Annotated in this window: 8 protein-coding genes; 3 read left to right on the forward strand and 5 right to left on the reverse strand. The window is 67.3% G+C overall.

Annotated elements, in window-relative coordinates:
• The first annotated feature begins 32 nt into the window (after nucleotides 1-32).
• From WMF43_RS17940 to WMF43_RS17950, 3 genes are all read left to right on the forward strand, one after another.
• On the forward strand, nucleotides 33-4,097 hold the full coding sequence (locus WMF43_RS17940; protein ID WP_437681665.1) for an RHS repeat-associated core domain-containing protein: 4,065 nt from the start codon (nucleotides 33-35) through the stop codon (nucleotides 4,095-4,097).
• An 8-nt stretch (nucleotides 4,098-4,105) separates the two neighbouring features.
• Nucleotides 4,106-6,541, forward strand: a complete 2,436-nt coding sequence (locus tag WMF43_RS17945) for a hypothetical protein (RefSeq protein WP_437681667.1) — start codon at nucleotides 4,106-4,108, stop codon at nucleotides 6,539-6,541.
• 379 nt (nucleotides 6,542-6,920) lie between these two features.
• On the forward strand, nucleotides 6,921-9,692 hold the full coding sequence (locus WMF43_RS17950; protein WP_437681669.1) for an AAA family ATPase: 2,772 nt from the start codon (nucleotides 6,921-6,923) through the stop codon (nucleotides 9,690-9,692).
• 272 nt (nucleotides 9,693-9,964) lie between these two features.
• Here WMF43_RS17950 and WMF43_RS17955 read toward each other — a convergent pair whose 3' ends face one another.
• The 5 genes from WMF43_RS17955 to WMF43_RS17975 are packed head-to-tail and all read right to left on the reverse strand — an operon-like array spanning nucleotide 9,965 to nucleotide 24,921.
• Nucleotides 9,965-15,520, reverse strand: coding sequence for a hypothetical protein (locus WMF43_RS17955; protein WP_437681670.1), 5,556 nt, complete (start codon nucleotides 15,518-15,520; stop codon nucleotides 9,965-9,967).
• On the reverse strand, nucleotides 15,520-17,145 hold the full coding sequence (gene mads7 / locus WMF43_RS17960; RefSeq protein WP_437681672.1) for a methylation-associated defense system protein MAD7: 1,626 nt from the start codon (nucleotides 17,143-17,145) through the stop codon (nucleotides 15,520-15,522). The genes WMF43_RS17955 and mads7 overlap by 1 nt, the downstream gene beginning before the upstream one ends.
• Complete coding sequence (gene mads6 / locus WMF43_RS17965) at nucleotides 17,142-21,449, reverse strand: methylation-associated defense system protein kinase MAD6 (RefSeq protein WP_437681674.1); 4,308 nt, start codon at nucleotides 21,447-21,449, stop codon at nucleotides 17,142-17,144. Before mads6 ends, mads7 begins: the two co-directional genes overlap by 4 nt.
• A complete protein-coding gene (locus tag WMF43_RS17970; RefSeq protein ID WP_437681676.1) occupies nucleotides 21,437-22,822 on the reverse strand; it encodes a hypothetical protein in 1,386 nt (461 codons plus the stop codon). The genes mads6 and WMF43_RS17970 overlap by 13 nt, the downstream gene beginning before the upstream one ends.
• Nucleotides 22,822-24,921, reverse strand: a complete 2,100-nt coding sequence (locus tag WMF43_RS17975; RefSeq protein ID WP_437681678.1) for a restriction endonuclease subunit M — start codon at nucleotides 24,919-24,921, stop codon at nucleotides 22,822-22,824. The genes WMF43_RS17970 and WMF43_RS17975 overlap by 1 nt, the downstream gene beginning before the upstream one ends.
• Nucleotides 24,922-24,996: the final 75 nt, after the last annotated feature.

Consider the following 24,996-nt stretch of genomic DNA (forward strand, 5'->3'; position numbering starts at 1 on the left):
CTCATTGTTTGTTTCTCCTTCCCCTTCAAGACATGGCGCGCACGGCTCCCGTCCCGAATATTCCCGCGATTCCCGGCATGAACCCAGGCGTATTCGTCATGGGTGGAGGCGGGGGCAGCGCCGGCGGTGGAGGCAATGGCGGCAAGGGAAATGGCAAGGATCAAGGCGCCGACGGATCCAACGGAGGCAACGGTGCCAACGGAGGGGGCAAGTCGGCGTGCGGGGGCACGGGCGGCGACGGCTCCGGCTGTCCGAACCACCACGGCTCGAAGAAGAGCGGGAAGGTCTCGAAGGGCGACCCCGTCGATGTGGCTACAGGCCGCGTGTTCACCGATCCGGTCGTCGACCTCGAGCTACTCGGTCCGCTCGGCTTGCAGTTCGTGCGCCGCTATAGCACAAGCGCCCAGGAACGCGACGTCGGCCTCGGCTTCGGCTGGACGCATTCGTTCGCGTGGGCCGTCGAGGTGCGGCGCCGGACGACCGTGCTGTGGACCGACACGGGTGCAGAGCTCTCGTTCGACGCCATGGCCGAGGGGGACGCAGGGCTCGGCGCCGACGGCTGGGTCCTGACGCGCGACGCCAACGGCTTCGTGCTCGATGACGGCGCGGGCACATTCTACCTGTTCTCCGAGCGCGCCGACTCGACTTATCGGCTCTCCGCGGTGCGCGACGCCCATGGCAACACGACGTGGGTTGGCTACCGTGAGGGGCGGATCGAATCCCTTATCGATGCCGCTGGCCGTGTAGTGCGCGTGCGGCGCACGACGGACGGCCGGATCGCCGCGCTCGAGATCAAGAACGCGCCCGAGCAAGGCAGGTGGGTGACGCTGCGGAGCTACGAGTACAACGAGATAGGCGATCTCGTCGCAGTGGCGGACGCGGAGGGTTGCACCACCCGCTATACCTACGAACATCACCGGTTGACGTCGCGCACGGACCCCGAAGGCCTCACCTTCCAATTCCGGTACGACGCGCAGGGCCGCTGCATTGAAACCTGGGGCGTTCACGCCGATGCAGGTCGCCTCGGCCTCGCCGAGGGCGTGCCCGACACGCTCGCGGATGGCACGAAGGCCCGAGGGATCTACCATTGCAAGCTCGTCTACGGTGATGACGGCTACTCGGAGGTCGTGGACTCGGGCACCGTGCACCGGTATGTCGCTAACGAGTTCGGGAAGCTCGACAAGGCCGTATCTGGCGGGGCTGTCTACAGCCGCACGTATGACGAGAACGGCAATCTCATCTCGTTCACCGACCCCCTGGGCGCGACCACGACCTGGGTTCGTGACGGCCGCGGCCGCACGCTTCGCGTGTCGGATCCGCTGGGCCGGTGCACCTTCATCGAGCGCGAGCCGGACGGGCATATTCGCCGCGTCATCGACCCGGCTGGCGGCGTGACGGAAGTCATGCGCACTGCGAACGTGCTGTACTGGACTGACCCGATTGGCGCGACATTCGAAGTCCGCATCGACGCGCGCGGGCTCATCATCGAGACGGTAGCGCCGAACGGCGCGCGTACGCGCTTCGAACACGACGCGCACGGCAACGTCGTCCGGAAGATCAACGCCATCGGCGCCGTCACCGAATACACCTACGACTATTGGGGACGCTGCCTGTCTGTGCGCGACGCACTCGGTCACGTCGAGTCGTACGCCTACAACAACCGTAGCGAACGCGTCGCCGTGCGCCACGCCGACGGTGGCGTGACCCGCTACACCCACAATCGCACTGGGGACGTCGTGCGCGTCGACCATCCGGACGGCACGGCGACGCGCTTCGAGATCGGAGGGCTGCACAAGGTGTGCGCGATTCACCGCCCGAACGGCGAGGTGAACCGCCTCGGCTACGACCGCGAGGGGCGCCTCGTACGGGCCGAGAACGCGCGGGGAGACGTTTACCTCATGCGCTACGACGCCGCGGGTCGCATGGTGTACGAGCGGACGTTCACCGGGCTGGAGAAACACTATCAGTACGACATGGCCGGTCAGCTCCTCATCGAGCGGACCAGCGCGCGTGAGACAACGGATTTCGTCTATGATGCGGCCGGCCAGCTCGTGCAGCGCATCCTGCCGGACGGTACCACGGAATCGTTCGAATATGATCCGTGCGGCAACCTCATTGCCGCCCTCACGCCCACTGGGGAGCTCACGTACAAGCGCAACGCCGTGGGGTGGGTGCTGGAGGAGCGGCAGCTCGCCTCGGGAGAGGGGTTCGTCGTACGGCGAACCTACGATCTCATGGGAAACGTCACGCAACGAACGACGTCGCTCGGCCACACAGTTCTCTTCGAGCGAGACGCCTGCGGCCGGGCGACGCAGGTCGTGCTGGACGGGCGTGTCCCGGTTGGGGTCGCGCACGATGCGCTCGGGCGCGAGATCGCCCGCGTGTTGCCCGACGGCGGGCGTATCCAGGTCGTCTATGACGCGTTGGGCCGCATGGTCCAGCGCTGGGTCGGCAACCCCGCGGTCGCAGCCAGCGCCGGCGCCGGTCGGCCCGGCTGGGTCGGCGCTCGTCCGCCGGGTACGACGGTATACCAGGCGTATCGCTACGGACCGTGCTCAGAGCTCGTGGAGGCGCAGGACGATGTGTTCGGCAGGAACCTCTTCGACCACGACCCCGCCGGACAAATCGTCGGCGTGCGCGGCGACCGCGGCCAGAAGGAGCGCTATGCCTACGACGCCGCGGGCAACCTCCATGAACCGACCGGTGAGCAGCGCTCCTACGGGTCTGGAAACTTCCTGATGGAGAAGGGCGACACCACCTATGTATGGGACGAGTCAGGCCGCCTCGTCGCCGCGCGAGACGCCCAGGGCCGTTCGATCCGATATCGCTGGAATGGCCTCGGGCTGCTCGCGGCTGTCGAGAAGCCCGACGGAACTCTCGTTGAGCTCAGCTACGATCCGTTCGCGCGGCGCATCGGCAAGCGCACGATCGAGCGTGCGCCAGACGGGCAGCAGCGCGAGGTGTCGAGCGTACGCTTCGTGTGGGACGGCGGCGTGCTCGTTCACGAGATCAAGCGCTTGGCGCAGGGATCCGGCGATCCCGTCGTGGAGGAGCGCACCTATTGCTTCGAGGAGGTCCGGTACGCCCCGTGGGCTCACCGCGATGCGCGCGTCGCGGGCGGCCAGCGCGAGGAGAGCCCGTGGTTTCATTACCTCAACGATGACGTGGGTGCCCCCGAGCGTCTGGTCGGTCCAGCGGGCGAGGTGGTGTGCGAGCTCGATCGATCCGCGTTCAGCGCGAAGGTGAAGGAGGGCGGGCGGACCACGACGCCGCTCCGCTTCCCGGGCCAGTACGAGGACGAGGAGACGGGGCTCGTCTACAACCGCTACCGCTACTTCGATCCGGCGCTCGGCCGGTACCTGAGCGCGGACCCGGCCGGCCTGGACGGCGGCTTCAACGGCTTCGACTACGCCGGCAACGCGCCGACGCGCTTCGTCGATCCGAGCGGCCTGATGCCGTTCTCGACCGTCCGGAACGCGGCAGGGAACAACCCCGAGGGAAAGGATTTCACCGATCCCAGGAACCGCCGCGGCGTGCCGGCCGATATCGAGGGCAAGAGCCAGGGAGAACGCTCCCAGTCGGAGGAGGGCCAGCGCGAGAAGTACTACAAGGACCCCGCGATCACCGAGGCCGTCAAGAACGCGCAGAGGGCGCGCGATCCGCATAAGACCCCGACGGGGGACACAACGTGCGCGGAGGTGGATGCGCTGCACAAGATGGCGAACCAGATCCGCACCGAAGGGGACGCGAAGCGCAAGCAGCAGGGGAAACCCAAGATGACGGACCAGGAGGTCCGCTCGGAGCTGCAGAAGCGCTTCAAGAACGGCGCGACCATCGAGACCACAAACAAGGCGGGCGAGGGCATGGCGCCCTGCCCCATGTGCGCGCAGATCTTCCGCGAGCTCGGGCTCCACCCGGCGAACATCGGAGAGGACGCGAAGGGCGGCGTCGTCGGTCCGAACGACAAGCAGGAGACCAAGGTGAACAAGATGGGCCGGTGGGACGGGACCTGGACACAGAGCAGCGAGCCCAAGCAATCTCGACAGAAGAACGTCACCACGGTGCCCTCCTCGACGCCACCATTCGCTGGCACATGACGCCCGCAATGAAGATGCCCCCGCCCCGGATCCCCGCCCCCGCGCCCGTCGAACGCGCCTTCCGCTGCGCCTTGGACGAGGCGTCGCTGGCAACGCTCGACCCCGCGGAGCAAGCCGCAGTGGCCGCGCTCGGCCGGTGGATCGAGGAGCCGGAGCTGCCCTATGCGATCCTGCACGGGCCGCGCGCGAGCCGGCGTGCGATCGTGGCCGCCTACTTGGTCCGTGCGTTGCACGAGAGCCCGGCCTGGGACGCACAGATGGTGCCGATCGGGCCTGATCTCAGGCTCGAGCGCGACCTAGTCGCGCTGCTGGTCTCTCGGCTGCTCGCCGATTACGGTGGCGGGTCCCCTCGGCTGCTGCGCGCGCACATCGCGGAGGAGCGCCTGCGCCCTGGGTGCGCGGAGGGCGAACCATCGCTGCTGCTCGCGATCACCGACGTGGAAGAAGCGGAGCCGCTCGTCTCTTGGCCGGCGCTGTTCTCGGCCGTGGGTCCCCGCATCAAGGTGCTCGCCACCGTCGAGGGCGACGACGCCGCGGCCCGCGCGTGGATCCCGCGCCTCGGCTTCGATCCGGCGCGCACGCAGCTCCATGCGCTGCCGTCGCGGCCCTGGCCCGCGCCGGGCGATCCGGCGGCGCTCCTCGCCGCCGCGGGCGCCGCGCCGACAAGGCTGCTCGGCCTGCTCGCGTGCGCATACGCGCGGCTCCGAGAGGACGAGATCACGACGTCGCTTGGAACCTCGATCGAAGAGGCCCTCATAGGAATCGAGCCGCTCGTCACGGCCATCGATGGCACCTATACGCTCCGCTGGAACGCGGCCCGCCGCGAGGTGGAGGAGCGCCTCGACCGCGGCACGCGGGAAGCGTCGATCCGCCGGCTCCTTTCGCTCGCGCCGAACGGCTATCCCTGCGCCTACACGCGGGCGCACCTCGAGCAGGCCGCCGCGCCGCTCCAGGCATTCGCCGCGCTGGTCACCGAGGAGCACCTCGCCCGCTGGATGGCTCGGCCCGAGGGCTATCTCGGCTTCGTCGCCGACCTCGAGCGCGTGCGCCGTCGCGCCGTCGAGGCGCTCGCGTCAGGCCGCGAGGCCACGTCGCTCGCGGTGCGCGCGGCCCTGGTCGAGGCAAGCATGAACTGGTGCGCCCGCCGCGAGGATCACGATGCGCCTGTGGGCGTCGAGCCCATGACTCGGGAGACGCCGCTCGCGGATCAGCGGCAGCAGGCGAAGGCGCTCACCGCGCTTGGTGCTGCGATGGCGGCCGGGCTGGCGCGCGCCGAGGTGCTCGCGTGCGCCGCGGACGCCGCCCGGCTCATTCCGGACGCAGCGTTCCGCGGAGATGCGCTCCTGGACCTCGCCGAAGTCGTCGAGGGCGAGGCGGGGTACACGTTCGCGCGTGAAGCGCTTGCCGCGTTCCGGACCATGGAGAATGCGGAGGATCGAGCGCATCACATGCTCGTCGCGACGAGGGGGTTGCCTCCGGATGAAGGGGTCGCGGTCGCGTGCGAGGCGCTCGCCAGCCTCCGCGACGGCGGCGGAGATCCTGGCGATTTCGCGCTCTTCTCCAGATATTTCCCGCGCGCGGTCGCCGAGGCGCTCTGGCCCGAAGCCGACGCGCTATCTGGGCCCGTGCGGGCGCGAGCGCTCGCCGCGCTCGCGGAGGTCCTCGGCGACCCCGACCGCGTGGCCACCGCGTTCGCCGCGGTGGAGCAGCACGCCGACCCATACGACCCGCTCGCGCACCGGGCGCTCGCGTGGCTCGTACCGCTCCTCGCCGCCCCGGAAGCCCGCCGCGCCGCGGCGCTCGCGCCCCAGTTCGGCGAACGCGCCGCCGAGCTCTTGGAGGGCCTGATCCCGCGCCTCCGAGCGCTGGGCGATCCCGCCGAGGACCTACTCGAGGCGCTGCCCGAAGCGTCGCGCGTGCGGGCGTTGGCCCGGAGCCTTCCTTTCGCCGCGGAGCCGGCGCGGCTGCGGGCCCGGATCGACGCGGCCATATGGCAGGCCGAGCCACTCGATCGCTACGGGTTGTTGTTCGACGTGGGCCCGTGGCTCGGCGCTGCGGGCGAGAGCGACGCGTTGCTCGGCTGGATCGCGCCGCTCGGCGACGCCCACCACCTGGTCGCCCTCGGCTTCCTGGCGCTCCACGATCCCGCGCACGCGGCCGAGCTAACGCGCCGGGCCCTTCCCCTGGCTCTGCGCCTCGGCGCCGACGAGCCGGACCGCCTGCTCGCCCTTGTTCCGCTGGCCCGCCACCTCCCGGTCGAGGGGGCCGCCGCGGCATTCGGCCTCTTGCTCGACGCGCTCGCCGGAGACTTCCGCTCTGCCGCGCTCGCGGGCGACGGCGTGAGCCTCGTGAAGCTCGTGCCGCTCATCGCTGCGCTCGCCGGCGACGACGGCCTGGCCGGCGCGGCGCGCGAAGTGGTGCGGGTCGCGGCGTGGTTCCCGTGAGCGCCGCCTGAGACCATGCCTTGCAAGGCGTCGTGATCCGTCGCCGCGGCGTCCCAGAATTCCGAGGAAAGCTCCGGATGGCCCCGGTTTACCTCCGGTCCTGCGTCCTTGGTGCCTCACTGCATCAGAGAGAGCGCCCACGCCGCGGCAGCCTGTTCGGCCTCGCGTCGCTAGCGTGTTCAGGCACGTCGCGGCGAGCTGGTCGCGCAGATCGCCCAGCCCACCAGAGCGTACCGCGCGTCGCTGTCCGCCCGCGGCACTGAACCCCGGTGGCGATGGAAGCGCTCGGAGGCCTCGCGTGGAACGGTAATGTCTGGCACAAGGGACACTCCACGTCGTTCAGGACCGCTCCCTCGAGCACGCCGCCCTTCGCAGAGCCATGACCCCTCCTTCGCGAGCACCGGATGCGCCGGCCGCTGGCCCGGCGGCGGCGGAGCGCGGCGTCCTCGACTTCTGGCGCGAGGTCGAGCGCTGCCGCAGCGCTCCCCTCGGCGGGAAGGCCCGCGCTGGGGCCGTGGCGGGCCTCGAAGCGTGGTTAGAGCACGGCGGGGCGCACGTGGCGCTGCTCGGGCCGAGCGGGCGCGGCAAGTCGATGCTGCTGGGCGCGTGGGCGCTGGAGCTGGCCCGCGCGGGCCGGCACGAGATAGCGTTCGTCCCCGTGAGCCGCCGGTTCGGTACGGCGCTGGAGTCCACGGCGCTGAACCTCCTTTATGCGCGCGTGGCTCTGTTCCTCAGGTCGCGGTGGCGCACCGGCAAACGGCCGCACGGGGTCGAGGAGATGCGGCGCGTCCTCGCGAGCATGCTCGAGGAGGGCCGCCCGCCCGGAGGCAGGCCGCTCGTCGTCATTCTCGACAGGTTCGACGAGGGCGTCTCCTGGACCCTCGATGCAGCGCAGCGATTCCTGCGAGACCTCGGCCCCGGTGTGCGCGCCGTGCTGTCGGCGCGCTCGATCGAGGCGCTCGGAGGGCTCCGGGAGGGGACGGAGGTGGTCGCGCTGCCGCCGATCGCGGTCGACGAGGTCGCGGAGGCGATCGGGCGGAGGCTCGGCCATCTGCCGGCCAGCGTGAAGGACGAGGTCGCACGGGTGAGCGGCGGGGAGCCGCTCCTCGTGGAGGCGCTCGTCGAGGCCTTTGCGCAGGATCCCGCGGCTGTGGCGCCGGCGCTCGCGAGCGTTTCCGCCGGAGCTCCGGGGGTCCTGGATCTCTGCGCCGGCGGCACGATCCGCCCTGCGCTGCCATGGCTTGCAGGCGCTCTCGCGCCGATCGAGGAGGAGGAGCTCTTCGCGATCTCGACGGTGAACGGCGGAGCCTGGAACGAGCTGAGCGGACCGCTCGTCGCCGCCGGAGAGCCGGGCCTCGCGCTCCGTCACCCGGCCTGGGCGGAGGCCATCGAAGGGCGGCTCGCGCCGCATGAGCGTGCGGCGGTCGATCGCCGGTTCGCCGACCACGGGAAGCGCGCGTTCGCCTCGGGCACGGTCTCTGACTACGTATGCCGGAACTGGCGCGCTCACCTGGAGCGGGTCGGCGCGAGCCTCGCAGAGCGGATCGAGCTGGCCTCGAGGGCGTGGCTCGACGTGTGGAGGACACGCCCGGATGGCTCGTCCGGGTTCATCGCCGACGTGGACGCGACGGCGGCGTGCGCGGCGAGCCTTCTGGTCGATGCCGCGGCTGGAGGCGATGTCCTGACGGCGCTGGCCGCGCGGGTCCGCTGCCTGCTCGTGACGAGCTCGGTGCGGAGGATCCTTGGCTTCGAGGAGACGCGGCGCGCGCTGGCCGCGCTGGCGGCGCAGGACGACGAGGAGGAAGAGGAAGGGGTCGAGGGAGGCGAGGGCTCCGCCGGACCCCACATCGAGATGCCGCGCGTGGGCGAGGACATCCTGGATGCTGGACGGCCGATCGCCGACGCCGCCGAGCGCGCCGGTGCCCTGATCCGGCTGGCGCACGAGCTGCCCGACGCCGAGCGCGCCGTCGTGCTCGGCTGGGCGCTCGAGGCCGCCCGTGAGGAGCACGCCGGCGGGGGCGCGCTCGCCGCCGTGGCGTGGGCGCTCGACGGGCAGGCGCGCGTGACGGCCGCGCGCGAGGCAGCGGCGCGGCTCGCTCGCGAGCGGACCAGGGAGAGCCGGCTCGCGCGCGTGTCCCTGGCGGCGCTGCTGCCCGAGGACGAGGCGCGCGACCTCGGTCGCGAGGCGTTCGCCGAGGTCCCGGCCGACGCCAGGAGCAACGAGCTGCCGCGGCTCTCGGAGGCCGCCGCGCGATGGTCTCCCGCGGCGGTGCGCGGGCTCTGGGCATGGTCCCAGGCGCTGCCCCCCTCGGAGCGGCACATGGTCCTCGCTCGCCTCGCTTCGGGGCTGCCCGCGGAGGAGCGGGAAGCGGGCGCGTCGGAGGCGCTGGGGCTCGCGCTGTCGCTGCGCGCGGGCGACGCGCTTCCGCCGGACGCGTGCTGGAGCATCTGCGCGCTCGCGCCGCACGCACCTGCCGGCGCCGCGTCCGCGCTGGTCCAGGCGTGCGCGGCTGCGGCCAGCTTCCGGCGCCCGGTGGTGACGGCCGTCGCCGCGCGCCTCTGCGATCTGAGGCGCGTGGAGGATGCGCTCGCGCTGGTGGAAACGCTGCCCCAGCCGTCGGACCGGATCGAGGTGCGATCCGCCCTGCTCGCGCACCTGCCCGCCGCGGTCCGCGAGGCCGCCTGGGCCCAGCTGTCGGGCGATCTGCGGGCGAGCGACGGCGCGCGCCTGCTCTTCGAGCGGAACGCCGCTGCGTGGACCCGGGCTCTCGGGGCCGATGCGGCCCTCGACCTGTCACGCGAGATCGGCGCCCCGTGGTCAGACCTGGTCGCGATCGCCGTGGCCTCGCCGGACGACGCGCCGGCGATTGCGCGCGATCTGGTCGAGCGCGCTCTGGAGCAGCCGAGCGACGAGGACGAGGCGCTCTTCGCGCTGGTCCCGCTGGCCGCCTGGATGAGCGAGCCGCACGCGCGTCGCCTTTGCGAGCGCCTCCTGCGCTACCTCGATTGGAAGGGGCGGCCCGATCTCCTCGACGACTGGACGAAGGACGACCTCGGGCACCTGGCGCCGTTGTTCGCCCGCATCGCTGGACCGCGGGGGGTCGCCGAGGTGGCCCGGGAGATCGTCGACGTCGCGCGGTGGCTCCCCTGAGGGCCCGCGGAGAGATCTCGCGCGCCGAGCCCTTCCCCTGGCCCTGAGCTTCGGTACTGCCGGACCGCACCGCCTCCTCGATCTGGTCGCGCTGCCCGCCACTTCCCGGCCGAGGCGGCCGTCGCAGCGCTCGGCTTCCTGCTCGATGCGCTCGCCGCAGACACCCGCACTGAGGCGCTCGCGGGCGACGGCGCACAAGGGACGGGCTGTGCTCGTTGGCGCATGAGCATAGCGCGGACGAGCAAGGCGTCACGTTGGTAGCTCGATCCTGTTTACCGCACCGTCGCCCCCGCTACTGCGGTCTTTGTCCCGCCGCCGTGCTGGGTGACCCTCGGACGTATGGTGATTTTCTGAGGCCGCTGCGAGAAACGTTTCTCCGTGCTCCGTTGAGCCCAAATGAGCGCCTCGCCCGGTGCGAGTGCGGAAAGGTGGCCCTCCTCGATGCCTTCAAGGGAGGTGATCGCGGTCTTGAGGTGTTTCAACCATTGCGGCGATGTCATTCTATGCAGCATCAGGATTGTAGACAGTTCGATGACCACACGTGGGACACTTAGTGGATCCTGGCTTGCGATGACGATGCTCGTGGCATGGTGGCGCATTTCACGGATAGTCTCGACGACCTGCGCAACAAGCTCGGATTCGCTAATATACTTGTGGGCTTCATCGAAGACGAGCAACTTGTTGAAGTCTCTGCCGTCGAGCTTCTGTGCGGCGAAGATGCGCATCATCACCACAAAGAGCTCCAAAGCCTCGTCTTTCTCGATCCATTCGTCGCGCAGATCGATGATAACCGTGCGGCCAGGGCGGAGCAGGCCACCGAGAGAGCGCGTATCGTCGATGTATGGCTCGGCGAGCTTAAGACGATCCTCCGCCAGCCGCAGCGCGGCCTTCGACAAATCGGCGTCTCGCAGCTCCTCCCGCAACTTCTCCAGCGTCAGAACCTCACGATGGCGCCGCAGAATGGCGTTGAGCTGCCGCAGGTAGAGCGCATCGTTGCCGTAGGCGCCAAGGAGAAGCTTCCATCCGTCGTTCTTCAACTCGGACGAGCTGAACTTTATTGGCTCAACGGTGATCCCTGGGTACTCCTTCCGTCGCTGCTCGACCTTTGCCTCCGGAGCGAGAAGTAGCACATCGTCAAGACCGGCAGGCCGTGCGCCGTACTCGCGCAACAGGCGATCGACTTCGGCCTGCTTCTGGTTGGGAGAAACGGCGGATGCAAACTCGGGTTCGTACGCGTCACTCTTGTGATAGTGAAATATAACTGTCGCAAGTGGTGACGGCAGGCTATTCACCCCCGGCAGGCTCGCGGCAGCCATCTCGGCGATTACTCCCAGTGTGTACGATTTGCCAAATCCCTGAACCCCGAAAAGGCTGATGGTATTGCAGCCCGTCAGATCGAGCCCGACTCGCTGCGCACTGGACTTGCCAATGAGGCCATACTGCGGCGTCATCGTCGTTGCACCGAGGAGCACTTCAACGCTCGGAGCACCCGTAGCTTCCGGCGACGCCGATTGAGCAGTCGCCGCCTCCGCCGGCGAGACTGCTGTAACGGTCGCGGGTACGGCAGCAGGCGGATTCACAGGCGTCGAAGGCGCCTCCGACGGCCCTGGCGCATGCTCCGTCAGAGATGCGGCGCTGGCTGGCGGCCGATGGTTTCCCCCATCAAGAGTTGGCGCGACGATCTCCCGTACCGGAAGTGGCCGAGCGTTCGCCGGGGCTCGTCCAGAGTACGGGATGGCGGTCGCACTCGCCGCGCGTGCGGTGCGCGTGCTGAGCGCGGACCGGAACGATTCGAGCTCTGCGTCCATCTGCGGCTCCGACTCCGTTGCTGAGGCGGGCGGCGGCAACGGTGGCTGGCTCGCTCGCGTGCGCCCGCGTCGCTCGCTGCTCCTCTGCGACCTCTGCGCGAACTGCTCCACGGCATGATCGAGGAGCTGCTTCGCCTTGTCGCCGCCGAGGCGAACGACCCGGAAGCCCGGTTCGTCTTCATCATCGTGCACTCCCTGGCCGCGATGCTCGAAGATTACGCCCATCGTCCGCAGGTCGAGCTCATAGCCGTCATCCAGGTGATCGAGAAACGCGAGCGCGGCGTTCGCCTGCTTCTCGGAGAGTAACGCATATCGTTGTGCGCGACGAGCGTAGAAAGAAAGCGCACCGGACAGTTCCTTGGACCGAAGGAGCGCGTCGGCGCGCGGCTCCGGATAGAGGTCGAGCGCGAACCTGTCCCGTAACCGTAGCGCGGTATTCTGTGTTTGCCGCCGCATCTCCGCATAGAGTTGGGCCCGTGCTGGCCCTGACAGCTCCTCACGCAGCTTGACCTCCACGACGTCGAGTCGAATGGTCCGTGATTCCGTGAAGCCGACGAGCAGGAGATCAGCACGTTTTTGCGAGGCGCCTACGTCGCCACTCCGGGCGTCGTCGGCGAACCATCCGCGATGTGCATCGAGAGGCACCACGAGGCGCTCCTCAAGCAATTTCGTGCGTTCAAGCAGCCAGCGGGCCAGCAGGAGCCCGACGACCTCCGCGGCATGGGCGTGTCCAGCTTCCAGCCGAAGCGCGAGGTGCCCGGAGAGCGACCGAAGCGCCTCGAGGACGACCACCTCATCGCCTTGGCGTAACCCGAGCCCGTACTGCGCGAGGATAGGTTGAACCAGGCTTTCCAGCTCCAGCGTGCTCCGTGTGGTGAGCAGGACCCGCTGCCGATCCTCCTGCAGGTACTCGGGGGCGAAGTCGAGCAGATAACCCGCCTCGCGCGCTGATGACGGGCTGTCGAAGTAATCGAGACCCAGGCTACGATCAACGGTGAGCACCCAATCGCTGATCTCATGCACCTGCTTGAGGAGCGCCTGATCCATCGAGGTGAGCTGGAGGGCCACGACCGGCGCCTCGTTCTCGGTCGCCGTCTTACCTAGTGCGAAGGACGCCTGCACGCGCTGCGCCGCGGAAACGGCGGCGCGCATGCGTTCTTCGTCCCGCGTCGGCTCTCGGCGCGTGAGCGGCCTGAGCCCCTTGACCCAGCCGAAATGGGGGCCGATGGGCTCCGCCTGGGTCTCCGGTTCCTGAACGAGACCCGCGACGAACGATCCCCGGCGCAACATCTCAATCCGACCGACGCGTCCGAGCACCGCGAACTGCTCGAGTAGCAGGGAGACGTGCGCCGTGTAGCGCTCGGATCGACTCAGGAACTCCGCGACGCTGTTTCGTGCGAAGACCAGCTTCGGCAATAGGTGATTGCTCGATGCGAGCGTGAACTCGTCGTCCTCGCGCACCTGGCGCTCCGGATCCAATAGGCTCTCCAGGCCGTCTGCCGCCGCGTCGCCGTGCGCGGAACTCCCGAACAGATGGATCGCATACCGAAGTGAGGGCGCATCCGACCCCAGCAACCGGATGCGCTTCAACTCCACGCCATGCAGAACGTCGGCGATAAGCCGGCCATCACCCGGGTTGAAGACGTTGAGACAGAGCTGCTCGACGTATGGATGCTGCTCGATGTAATCGAAAAGACGGCCTGCGATCTCGGAGGGATCGACCGTGGTGACGGTGACCGTGCGATCCCGGATCCCCATCGCGCGGACGACGCGATCGCGCGCCGCCATGGCGTCGATGGGCACGCCTTCCTCGACGCGGTCTGGCAGATAGAGCGGCCAGAACGGGGTAAGCGGCGCATGCTCGACAAACGCGCGCCCACGCTTGTTGAAGAGGACCATCGGGAGGTTCATCGGATACAGATCCCGGCGGAGCTGATCGAGGAACGCCCTCCATGCGGGTGCGCGTCGCGAGCCATTCTCCCAGGCACCCACCGCTTCCTGGCAAGCCCGGATGTGGTTGAGATGCCATAGCAGTCGTAGTGGATGGACCGGCGCCACGAGCTGTGCCCTCCCAGCGTCGCCTGGGCTAGGACGCCAGCGGAGGTCGACTACGTCGAGCTGGGCGAGGGTAGCGCGCATCGCAGCAGCGATTGTCGAATCGAGGTCGGGGCGAGCGGCCGCTTCGACCAGCGCGATGTAGCTCTCGGCATACCGATCGATGAGCTCGCCGTTCGGCGCGAGATCCACCGTTTCGACCAATCCGCTCCGCTCCGAGCGGTTGTCTTCGAGTTTCGCACTTGCATCGAAGTGGTGTTCACGGATCGCCTGGAACACCTGGCGGCGGACCTCGAGGAAGGCGATCGCCTCAGGGCTTGTCCCCAGGCCGCCGATCTCGTGACGCGTAATCTCGACATCCTCAAGCTTCCGGAGATCGACGAACGAAATCTCGTGCCTAGCGAGGTGGTCTGGATGTTCGAGCAGCGCGAGTTCGAGCCGACGTAGCACCGCCGGAACCACAACCGTGTAACCCGCGAAGACGCTGCCGCTCAGCTCGAACCGGACATCCCCCCTCGGCGGCGCGCCGACCGCGACATCCCATGCGCCACGGATGGCCGCACGATCCGGCACCGCCTCGCGCTGCTTGGCGCCCAAGGACTTTGCCGCCACGAGGGTCCACGCCTCCAGCAGCGAGGTTACGAAGACGGCGCGCACGTCCGGCTCCTCGATGTCCACTGTGTCGCGGACCACGAGGAACTGCTCCGACTCGTTCTCCGCCCTGTTCGAGTCCTTCTCGTCAACGGGCCGTTGCCGGGTGAGCTGCGCGCCCTCTGCGTCGTACGCGTCGACTTTGAGGTAATACGTGCCTTCCTCGAGTCCCTGGAGGTCTTTGGCCTTGATGCTGCGGCGGATCGTCGCGAGCCGACCCTGGGCCGGTTTGGGGTAGCTGTTGCTCTCCCAGGCGACAGAGACTTGCCCCTCAGCGACCGAGAGTATCTGCACGCGCCAGGTCTTCCAGGCAGGGACCTGGCTTGGGCTCGGGATCGAGCGAAATGCGACCTTCAAAACGTCCTTGCTCTTGTCCCCGACGTTCAGCACCGGCACCTGGGCCGCGCCGATGACGTTATCTTCTGTCTGTCGCGGGAGGCCGAGCGGCTCCAACAGGACGCGCAGATCCTCAGCCTCACCGTCGTCGGTGAACTCCCACTGATCGAGCGCGAGGTGCCGATGCGCGGGGTCGCAGGCGATCTCCCGCGCCCATGCGCGGACGTCGTCCGAGTGGCGAGCACGCAGAAAGGCAAACAAGAGGTTCTGGATCGTGTTTGGCTTGACGGGGAGCCTACGGAGGCGTGTCTGGAGCGGCTGCGTGACGTCGCCGAGGTGCGCGCATGCCTTCACATTGCGGGTAAGCCAGTAGTGGGTGTTGCCCCGCTCGAAGAGCTGAAAGTCTGGGAGCAGCCCGAAAACATGCAGCGCGCCACCGGCCGCCGTCGGTGTGCCGCCGTTCTTGCGGACGGTGAGCAGGTACTCGACCTCCTCGTCGGCGTTGGCGATGTGCCGCTCGGCTCGTAAATACAAGAGCTCATCGCGCACGATTTTGCGCAGCGGCTCTGGCAGCTCTTCGAAGAGCGCTGCGAGGAGGTCGTCTGCGACCGTGGCGAGCGAGAGCTCCGTGAACGTGGCAACGTCGAGCGAGTCCTCGGCTGCCGTGCGCTTGCTCGGCGGCAGGAAGACCAAGAGCGGCCTATCGAGCACGTTGCGGAGCTCGATCAGCTTCGTAGCAGAGGCCTTCCAGGGCGCGTCCACGACGCCGCCACACAGGACGCGTGCCACCCAGCGTGCATCTCCTTGTAACGTCACGCACACCGACTCCATTACCGGTTCCGGCAGCGTGGTGACGCGCAGGCGATGGCCTGGGCCGGCCTCTTCGAGCGCGCTGAGGAGCCGCGGGCGCACGCGCTCCGCGAGGAACGCGTAAAGGTCGTCCTGCACGAACGGCTGGAGCGTTGAGAGGGAGCTCATCACGCCACCCCCTGCCGTGAGAGCGTGTACCTCGGTCGCACGGTTTGTGCGTTGTAGGCATCGCTGAGGTCGTCATAGAACCCGATCTCACGCAGCCGATCCTTGAGCGCACGGACATTATCCCGGAAGGCGCGGTGTTCATCCAGCGTCACCGGTCGGCGCCCGGTCGGCGTCGTCGCGGGCGCGATCACGAACCCGTAGCGATGCTCTACCCAGCGGAGGAAGTCTTCGACCAGCATGGGCTCCGTGTAGAATCGTTTCTCGCCCCCGGTCTGCTCGTGATGCAGTACGGCGAGCTGCACGAGCACCTCAAGCAGCCGTCCGCCGAGGTGCCAGCGCCGCGGATGATTGCTCGACCGGCCCTGCACGATCGCCCCGAAGGGGCCGTTCTTCTGGAAGAGCTTGTCGATCATCTGCACGAGGTAACTTAAGTGATGCTTCTGCCGGACGTGGGAGATCAGCTCGACGAGTGTGTCGAATGCCGGCATGCCTGCGTCGAGGATGGCTTTCACCTCCGGCGTGAGCTCTTCGTCGTCGGCCTGGTACCGCAAGAGCTCCTTGAGCGTCGACTTGAAGTCCGACTCGAAGTCTTTCGGCGGATGCTTGAGCAGCGACGGGACCTCGAACGGGTCGTCAGCGAGCTTCTCGTCCTTGGCGTAGCTCAAGAGTTGGTTCATAGCGAAGATGGCCTTCACGAGGTCGACCAGGCGGTTATACTCCGCGGCAGCGTCCTTCTGGGCGATCTGGGCCATGCGCGAACGGAAATCGCTCCCCATGTCAACGGTGAAGCTCATCCCGTAGGGGCATTCGACGAACGGGGCGTCGGACGTGCCCCAGACGGGACACTCTCGGCAAGCCGGGTGGGCTTCGCGCTGGCTGATCCAGCCTGAGAGCTGACGGCCGACGCGCAGCGTGTAGAGTCCGAGGTGCAGGCCGAGGAGGGTTTTCAGGTAGTCGATCATCACCGGCCGCGGCACGACGTCCTGGTACGCGAGGAGGCGCTGCAGGTCGTTGCACAGCACGCGGCCTTGTCCGCGGCAGGTCGGCCGGTGAGGCGCAGCCTTGTCCTGCTGCGACGGGTGGAGCGGCGGGATCCCCTCGACCAGCTTTAGCACCGTCAACGTCTCGAGGTCGAGCGGCGTGACCCCATCGTATCCGCCGACGGCGTGATGTCCCCGGCCCAAATAGTGCTTCAGATCGACGAGCGCCTGTGACTCGTCGTGCTCAAGCATCGCGTACAGCGCGTCGGCGTGGTTATAATCGCGGCAGTGTTTGGCGACACGGATCTTGGCGGCTTCGAGGTGGAGAGGTCGGAGCGACGCGATGGCTTCGGTCGGACGCCCTCGATTAACAAGATCGAAGATGTCCGACTTGAGCCACTGGTCTGCGACCCAGGCCGCCTCGCCGTCGAAACCTTCCACGCCCTGAAGCTCGGCGACGTTCTTGCGGTGGGTCTCAACCTTCTCGAACTCGGCCTTGGGCCGACCTCGGGTCACGGGGCGCGTGCCATCGCACTTGAGCAGCAGGAAGAGGTTGATTAGAACGCGGTCGAGATCGACGTTCTTCGGGTCCGGGTAGAAGACCTTGGGATTGCGGAACTCTTGATCAACCTTTCGCAACTTCACGGCGTCGTCCCTTCCTGCGCCTCGTCCGGGCGCGCGTGTCGCGCGAGGCGGAGGCGGATGCCGTCGCTCCGGCCCTCGGCGCTGATTTCGTAGAAGTCGCGATCGTCGGCCGTGATGAGCACGCGATCGAAGGTGGTGGTGAGCAGCTCGTTCCGGAAGATGAGCAGGTTCACGAAGAGCCCGGCGAGCTCGTTCGCGGTCGGCCGGTAGCCGCTCCCGATGAGCTCGAGCATCTCGAGCAGGTCGAGCGAGATGCGCAGCCGCGCCGCGCCCTTGCCGCCTTCCGAGACGAGCTCGATGGCGTCGGGAGCGTACTCGAGGTACTCGGCGAGCGTCGGGGCGCGGGCAACCTCGACCCGGAACGACTCCTTGGGGAACAGCCGGTAGCTGCGGACCGGGGCGTCTTTGACGTGCGTGATCTTGAGCGCGAGATACCGTTGGCAGAGTGCCTCACTCTGGACGCCTTCCGCGCGCGAAATGGCGTGGACCACCTTATCGCGCAGCTCGCCGCATGCAACCTGGAACTCTCCGTCGCTCGCCGGGGCGGTGATGCGCTCCAGGAGGCCGGTGGCGCGGTACGGCACCATCGCGCGCCAGCCGTCGTCACGGCGCTCGAAGTACGCCCAGCGGCGCCATCTCGCGATGAGCCGCCGTCGAGCGACGAGCAGATCCCCGAACGAGATGTCGTCGGCAGGGCCGGGCGTGCTCTTCGTGAGCGCCACCACGGCGTTCCATGCCTCGGTGGATCTCTGCTCGAAAGTCATCCACGGCACGGCCGCCTTGGGGTCGTGGGCCAGGCGGCGGTCCAGCGCCGGCTTGTTCGGCAGGCCAATGTCGGCCTCTCGTAGGCGCCGCACCAGCCGGTCCACGGCGCGCTCTTCCCCGGTGGTGCTGCGAGCGTGGGCCGCGCCCACCAGCCGCGCAAGACCCGCGCCTACGACGCCGCGGCCTATCTCGGCGTCGCGGTCCGCAAACGCGTCCGGGTAGTGCAGACGGGTGAGGTCGTCGAGCGCCCGGTGGTCCGTCCGCTTCAGCAAGCGATCGATGTCGTCGCAGCTCTGATCCCGCAGAAGCAGGTAGGACAAAGCCGATCGCAGATCGCGCATGGTGACGTGGGCCTGGCGGCGCAGGTGGACGACCTCGAACAGCTGCCGCACGCGCTCGCGCGTCGCGGTGCCGGAGGCCTCGTCGCGGAGCGTGTCCGCGTTGTGCCGGATCGGGCAGCGATCGCGGTGTACGCAGCCGTCGCAAGGGGCCCAGATCTCGGGCCGCAGCATCGCGAGGAGCTGCCGCTCGACCAGAGAACTGGTGCCACCGGCGGTGACGGCGCGAAGGTTGAGGTTCACGAGGAGCGCGCGGCTCTCGGTCAGCTCTCCGTGGAGGGCCCGCATCACGAAGCGGCGCAGGCCGCCGAAGCGGGTCTCGTGGACACGGTTCGTCAGGAAGTCGAGCAGGCGCCCCTCGTTGATGGCGATGAGCCGCGCGCTCGCGCTATCGAGGCCGGCCATGGCGTCGCCAGCGAACGGCTCGAAGAACCGCTCCAGGACTGCATCGTTGTCGCGCTGGTCCTCATCCTGCGAGCCGTCGTAGTTCGTCTCGTACTCGACCCCCTCATAGGTCCATCGGCTGCCGTTCCGTGTCGGGAGGGACTCGACGATCGCGCCGTTCTGCGCGAAGAGCGCCTCCACCTGCTGGAGGAATGCTGTCTTGCCGTCGCCCGCGTTGCCGGTCACGAGCAAGAGCCGGAATCGCCCAGCAACGATGGCCGGCGCGAGCTTGTCGTCGAGGCGCGTGTTCACGTAGGTGAGGCGCGCGATGTCGTCGAGTCCGCGGGTGCCGGCGTTGCTGCGTCGCGCCTGGCTGTAGAGCGTGAGCAGACGCGCGACGTAAGGGTTGTAGTTCGGCCGTTGGGCCTCTTCGGGTGTCACGTCGCTCAATCCCGGATACTGCCCCGACGGCACTGAGGCGGGCGGCGCGGGCGCCACGTGGGAGGCGATGGCCTGGAGCGCCGCCTTCATCTCCCGCGCGGTCTGGAAGCGGTCGCCGCCGGAGGGCTGAACGGCCTTGAGCAAGAACGCCGCGAGCTCGTCGGACAGACGGAGCTCGGTGGTGATGTCGCGAGGATCGTAAGGATCGCCATTGCCCGGTTGATCCTTCGGGTACGGATGGCGGTGCGTGACGAGCTCGTAGAGCACCACGCCGAGCGAAAAGAGGTCAGCGTCCGGCTTCCATTTCGGGATCCCGCGATCCGGCGCCCAGTAACGCGGCGTGCCGGCCTGCCCGGTGGCCTCGGACGCCTGCGCCGCGATGTTGAAGTCGATGAGCTTGGGACGGTGGGACGGCATCTCCAGCATGATGTTCGCCGGCTTAATGTCGCGGTGGAAGATGCCCGTCTCGGCGCGCTCCTGCGCGGCGTAGTAGGCGTCCACTTCGTCCTCGGTAAGGCTGCGCTCGCGCATCACGGCGCGGATCCGTTCGAGCTCCACCGGATCGGGGTGCATGGCCGCGAGGGCGTCGAGGAGCTCTAGACCGATTGCCTGGACATCGGTCCAGGGAAGGCGCTTGCGACCGTCGCAGTAGGCGGCGAGCGTCTCGCCGTCCACGAACTCGCTGATTAAGAAAGGTGTGTTGTCCGAGAGGCGCCCGAGCCACTCGGTCTTGGCGATGTTGGGATGCGAGGGCAAAAGGCGCGCGATGCGGTTGAACTCGTTTCGGAGGAGATCGATGTCCTCGTCCTTAAGGAGGATCTTCATCGCGTAGGTCTTCTGATGGTCGAGGTTGTAGACCTTGAAGACCTTCGAGAAGCCGCCGATGCCGAGCACGTCGTCGATGCGCCAGACTCCGTCGAGCAGGCTCTCGATCTCGAACGAGGGGCGCGGCGGCGTTGCGGGTGCGGGGTCCTTCGCGGGGGTGCCTGTGGTCGTGCCGAGGGTCTCGCGCAATGCGGCGAGTGTCTCGGCGGCCGATGGCCGGGCATGGAAATCGTCGACGCGGAGCAGGCCGGTCAGGAGCGCGTCAAGCCTGGGCTGGAGCTCCGGGCGCCGCGTGCTCGGGAGGGCGGGCGGTACGCCCCGCGCGGCTCTGGCCGCCTTGGCGTCGGCGAAGGGGACCTCGTCGAGGAGGAGCTCGTAGAGCAGCACGCCGAACGAATACATGTCCGACGTGTGGTCGAAGTCGTAATCGGTGATGTCGGCGAGCTCCGGCGGCACGTAGGCCGGGTTGCGGGCGCGTTCCTCCGTGTGGGCGAGCACCGTATGCTTGCTCTCGACGTAGGCGCGATCGAAGTCGGTGAGTCGGGGTCGGCGGTCGAATCCGACGAGGATGGTCTCCGGGCAGACGTTACGGTGGACGACGCCGTGGGCGTGGACCGTCTCCAGGGCGGCGGCGATGCCCTCGGCGATGCTGAGGCGCTCGCGCAGGGTCAGGCGGTCGCGCTCCTGGTTCTTGAGGTAGCCGTGGAGCGTGCCGAAGTCGCTCCACTCGGTGACCTCGAAGAACTCGCTGTCCTCGTCGAGAAACTCGAACTGGAGGACGCGGAGGAGATTCGGATGAGGGCCGATCTTCGCGACCGCCTCCGTGGGCCGAAGGATGACGGCGCGTTGCTTCTCCAGGGCGTCATTCGGGAGGTTCTGGTCGAGGCGGAAGGTGCGGATGCGGTACGTGGTCGGGTCGTCAGCGAGCAGGGCATGGCGCGCGAGGTACTCGCCGGAGCGCTCGTTGGCGAAGATGGTCTCGGTGATCTCGTAGCTGCCGAGCCGGCGGCGCCTCTGTCGCTGGCGGGCACCCCATTTGCCCTGGAGGAGCTGCTCGATCGGGGCGTGATACTTGCCAATGTCCTTGGAATTGGGGATCTTGCTCGGGTCTTGGAGGTAAGCGATCGCGCCGGTGAGCGAGCGGACGGAGCTGCCCCAGTTTCCGCCGAGGTGGTTCTGCGTCCCGTCGGGGATAACGACGAGAGGCGGGATGCGCACATCGTTGCCGAGGGCTCCGAGCTCGGTCTTGAGGACCTTGCACTTGGTGTTCGTGAGCCAAATAGCAGGCTTCTTGGGCTTCTGGTTGAGGAGCCACTCGGTATCGTCACCCGTGAGGCGGCCGTACCACTCCTTGGCTTCGACGACGTAGAGCGCGTGGGGCGCGAGGACCAGGAAATCGAACTCCAGGGCGTCGTGGTTGCGGGGCTTGAGCTGGAAGTTCGGGGCGACGCCGTAGCTGTCGGGGAGCTGGGCGAGCAGGGTCTGGAGGACAACGCGCTCGAAGGAGCCGACGAGGCCACCGCTCGTGGGGGTCGAGATCAGGCGAGCCATGTAGGGAGCACCTCCTCTTCGATGATGCGGATGGCTTCGGATTCGGCGTTCGCAGCATCCACTCTTGCGTTAGAGGCTGCATCGAGATGTCTCTGAACTTTACGGGATTTTTGGTCGTCAACGCTCGGGTAAGGAAGAGAGAGAACGAGATCCTCCCGAAGGCTGAGCAGCTTGGTCCCGACCCCAGTGCTTCGGAGTAATCGCCGACCGACGAGCGTTGAGAGAAATGCGTAACAGATTGCCGCTTGCGCCCGCTCGACCGGCTGAATGCGTAGTAGGTGCTCGGTGATCCCGCTTTTGGCGAGATCCGGTGTGGCGAGTGCTACCTGTCCGAATAATTCGCCTTCGCCTAGTGTTCCCTGCCCTCCGACGAGTAAGCTCAAAGGTGGAACGCAGAACAAGCTTTTGTCGATGTTTGGATGGAGGATCCGGCGGGGTACGGGACGAATTGAGAACACGTCTCGCTGATTGAGGAAGTCGATTCCATTGGGCGGATCGCAGGAGATCCTCTGAAAGCGACCACCTCGGAACACCTTCTTTGCTGGGACGACGTCACGAAGCCTGCCCGGCCAGCGTTGCATCAACAGGTTCAATGCGCCGCCTGTAGACGCGTAATTCCAGGCGTTCATGGTAAACAAGGGACCCGACCATAGGACGTGGCGTGCCTGCCGCTTCGCGCACATCGCGTGCGCCTCGCGCATCTCCGGTAGGTCTTCCAGCACGCGCCGCGCCGCCTGAAGCTCACGGACATAAGTCTCGCGCTGCTCGACGCAGCGACGGATCAAATTGGCAGTCCGATGCTTGACCTCGTTGTCGACGATCGGCACGGGCAGTTCGCGGAGCAGATCCTTACGAAGGCCGAGGATCTTCGTGCCGAAGCTGGTAGAGCGAACTGCTCTGATACCAGGCTTCGAGCAGAGGAATGCGTAAGTATATAAGCTATCGTCGGAGCCAGGATCGGCGAAGGTAAGTACCATCGCGTGTGGTCCTACGTATCGATCGACTAGTCGGTCGTCTGCGATGATGGAGCGTCCGTAGAGCTCGCTTTCTCCGAGCGTTCCTGCACCCGAGACGAGCACCTGCCAGCGCTTGACGCGATGGCGCTCTGGTCGCGCCATGGAGTCCAGTCGTATGATTCTCCCCGACGGTTCCGCGGCGAACATGTCGCCTTGCGTGATCAGCTCGACTCCGTGGTCACGATCACAGTCGATTCGAACGAAGACGGCGCCGTACGCCGACCCCATTTCAGACAAGAAATCACCTAGCTTAGCCGTTCTCCGCTTCCTGCGCCGGAGGGCTTCTACTTCCGGCGTATAGTTGAGGGCGCGAAGGGCAGCGGTAGTGGGCTTTTCTACGATGAATGTACTCGCCATTAAGGGTCTCCTAGCGCTCCCGCAGAGGCGAGCCGCCTGTACTCATCGGCTACCCAAGGCAGGTCGTCGGCCAAACGTTTCACCTGCGTCCGACGCCTGCGCTCCTCGATCTTGCCGTCGCGCTCCGAACGCTCCACTACGTCTTCGACGTCGATGAGCTCGGTCCCATCCGGCTTCCGGACATACGTCGTCTCCCCCCGCCGCCCATGCCCGCACTTCTCCGCGATAGCCATGAACACCGGTCGTTGCTTCAGCCCCTCCTTACCTACCTGTTGGTGCTCGCCTGCGTGCCGCCGTCTCAGCAGCACGCAGCTTGCCTGCACCGACACCTGCGGCAGGAACGCCTCCGCGGGTAGATCCACGCTTGCAAGGAGCTCCGTCCGCTGGAGCATCCACCAGCGCACGAACTCCATCTGCTCCCCCGGGTTACCCAAAATCCCGTTGGGTAGCACGATGGCCATCACACCCGTGCCCGGCTTGAGGAAGTTGTAGCAGCACTCGATGAACAAGATCTCGGGCGACACCTTTTTCTGGGCCTCTCCCTTGATCCACTTACTGTCCGAGCGCCTCCACATGTGCCCAAGCTCGAAGGCGCTCAAAATGTCCTTGTCCTCGACCGGGATCTTGGCGCCGAAGGGCGGGTTCGTGAACACGTAGTCGAATCCGCCGTGACCCCCCGTCGCTTTTGCGAACTTCTCCATCTCCTCATTCATGAACTTGGGGATGCCGAACTCCAGGCTGTTGAAGCTGAAGATGTTACCGTGGCCGTCATTGTTCATGACCATGTTCATGCGCGCGGCCTTGCGGAGCTCGGGGTCGACGTCGATACCGTAGAGGCACTTCTTCGCGTAGTCGCGGATCTTGGGATCCACGCGCTTCAGCTCCCTGGGCACCGGCTGATCGGGGTAGGGGCAGCCGGTCTGCGCCAGGAACGAGCGCCGCGCGTGCGCCAGGGCCACGACGAGAAACCCGCCGCTCCCGCACGCCGGATCGAGCACCTTCTTGCCCGGCTGCGGGTCAACCATGTCAACCATCATCCGGATCACATTCCGCGGGGTGAAGAACTGTCCGCGCTCGCGCTTGAGCGTGGTCGAGGTGATCGCCTCGTAAGCCATCCCTTTCGCATCGGTGTCGGTGCTGAGCAGGCTGTACCGCGACAGCTCGCCGGCGATGAAGGCCAGGGCGCGGTCGTTCAGCTCGATCTTCTCGTTGCCGTCGAAGACGTCACCGTACTCGTCCTTCACTCGGTCGAAGAGCTTTTTGATGCGATGGCTGATCCTCTTCTGCCCCGGCTCGGCGTTGCGCTCGGTGGCGCCGACGAAGAACTCGCGCGAGGTCGAGCGCTCGTCGAGGATCTTGGCGAAGATCAGGTAAAGCAGCTGCCAGAACGCGCGGTCGCCGCGCATGTTCTGGTTGCCGTACAAGTAGTCGTGGCAGCGTTTGAAGGTGCGCAGCAGCGAGTCGCCGGCCGCGATGCGTAGCGGTCGGCGCTCGGCGCTCTCCAGGTCGGCGAGGGTCTCGTCCGGCGCCGGGATGTCGGTCAGCTCGGTGTACTCCGGCTGCCCGCTGCGCTTGTGAAACGTGCGCATCCGGAACGCGAGGTCAGAGCCGTTGGTCCAGACGCCGTAGACCTCCGGCCGGTCCTGGCTCATGCTGCCGAGCACCTCCTCCAGCAGGCCGATGGCCTTGTCGTCCGGCTTCGTCCCGGGCTTGGCCACGATCACCACCCGCGTGATGTTCTTGACATCGGTGGCGTTCTCGGCATCCCGGTGCCGCGCGCCCGGCTCGAAGACGACGAGCGAAACCGTGCGGTTCCGTGTCCGGATCTTCCCGTCCTCCGACGACTCGCACGCGATCCGTACGTCGCGTTCCATGTCCTCCAGAGCGATGCCGTACTCTCGGTGGAGCTGCTCGATGAACGACTGGAGCACCTCTTCCTGCGGCGTCGCCAGCCGATGCTCCCCGGTCAGCGCGCAGACGAGCGTGCCTTCGAGGACCACCTCCTCGTCGTCGCCACCGCCCTCCGCCGGCTCGGCGCCATCGTTGAAGAGCTCTTGTTGCTGCGTTTCCTGCTCAGTCCGCTTCTTGCCTCGTGCCATCGGTCGCCTGCCGTGGGGGCCGCCATTGGGCTGCCCGCGTTGGCTTCGGGTTGTACCGGACACCGGAGTAGGGGT

The organism is Sorangium sp. So ce131 (assembly GCF_051519095.1).
Classification (GTDB): Bacteria; Myxococcota_A; Polyangia; order Polyangiales; family Polyangiaceae; genus Sorangium.

What these genes read in the sequence shown, in the direction of transcription:
- mads6 (WP_437681674.1), bottom strand. Translation starts at nt 21,449, where the DNA reads ATGGCTCGCCTGATCTCGACCCCCACGAGCGGTGGCCTCGTCGGCTCC.
- WMF43_RS17970 (WP_437681676.1), bottom strand. Translation starts at nt 22,822, where the DNA reads ATGGCGAGTACATTCATCGTAGAAAAGCCCACTACCGCTGCCCTTCGC.
- WMF43_RS17945 (WP_437681667.1), top strand. Translation starts at nt 4,106, where the DNA reads ATGAAGATGCCCCCGCCCCGGATCCCCGCCCCCGCGCCCGTCGAACGC.
- WMF43_RS17955 (WP_437681670.1), bottom strand. Translation starts at nt 15,520, where the DNA reads ATGAGCTCCCTCTCAACGCTCCAGCCGTTCGTGCAGGACGACCTTTAC.
- WMF43_RS17950 (WP_437681669.1), top strand. Translation starts at nt 6,921, where the DNA reads ATGACCCCTCCTTCGCGAGCACCGGATGCGCCGGCCGCTGGCCCGGCG.
- WMF43_RS17975 (WP_437681678.1), bottom strand. Translation starts at nt 24,921, where the DNA reads ATGGCACGAGGCAAGAAGCGGACTGAGCAGGAAACGCAGCAACAAGAG.
- WMF43_RS17940 (WP_437681665.1), top strand. Translation starts at nt 33, where the DNA reads ATGGCGCGCACGGCTCCCGTCCCGAATATTCCCGCGATTCCCGGCATG.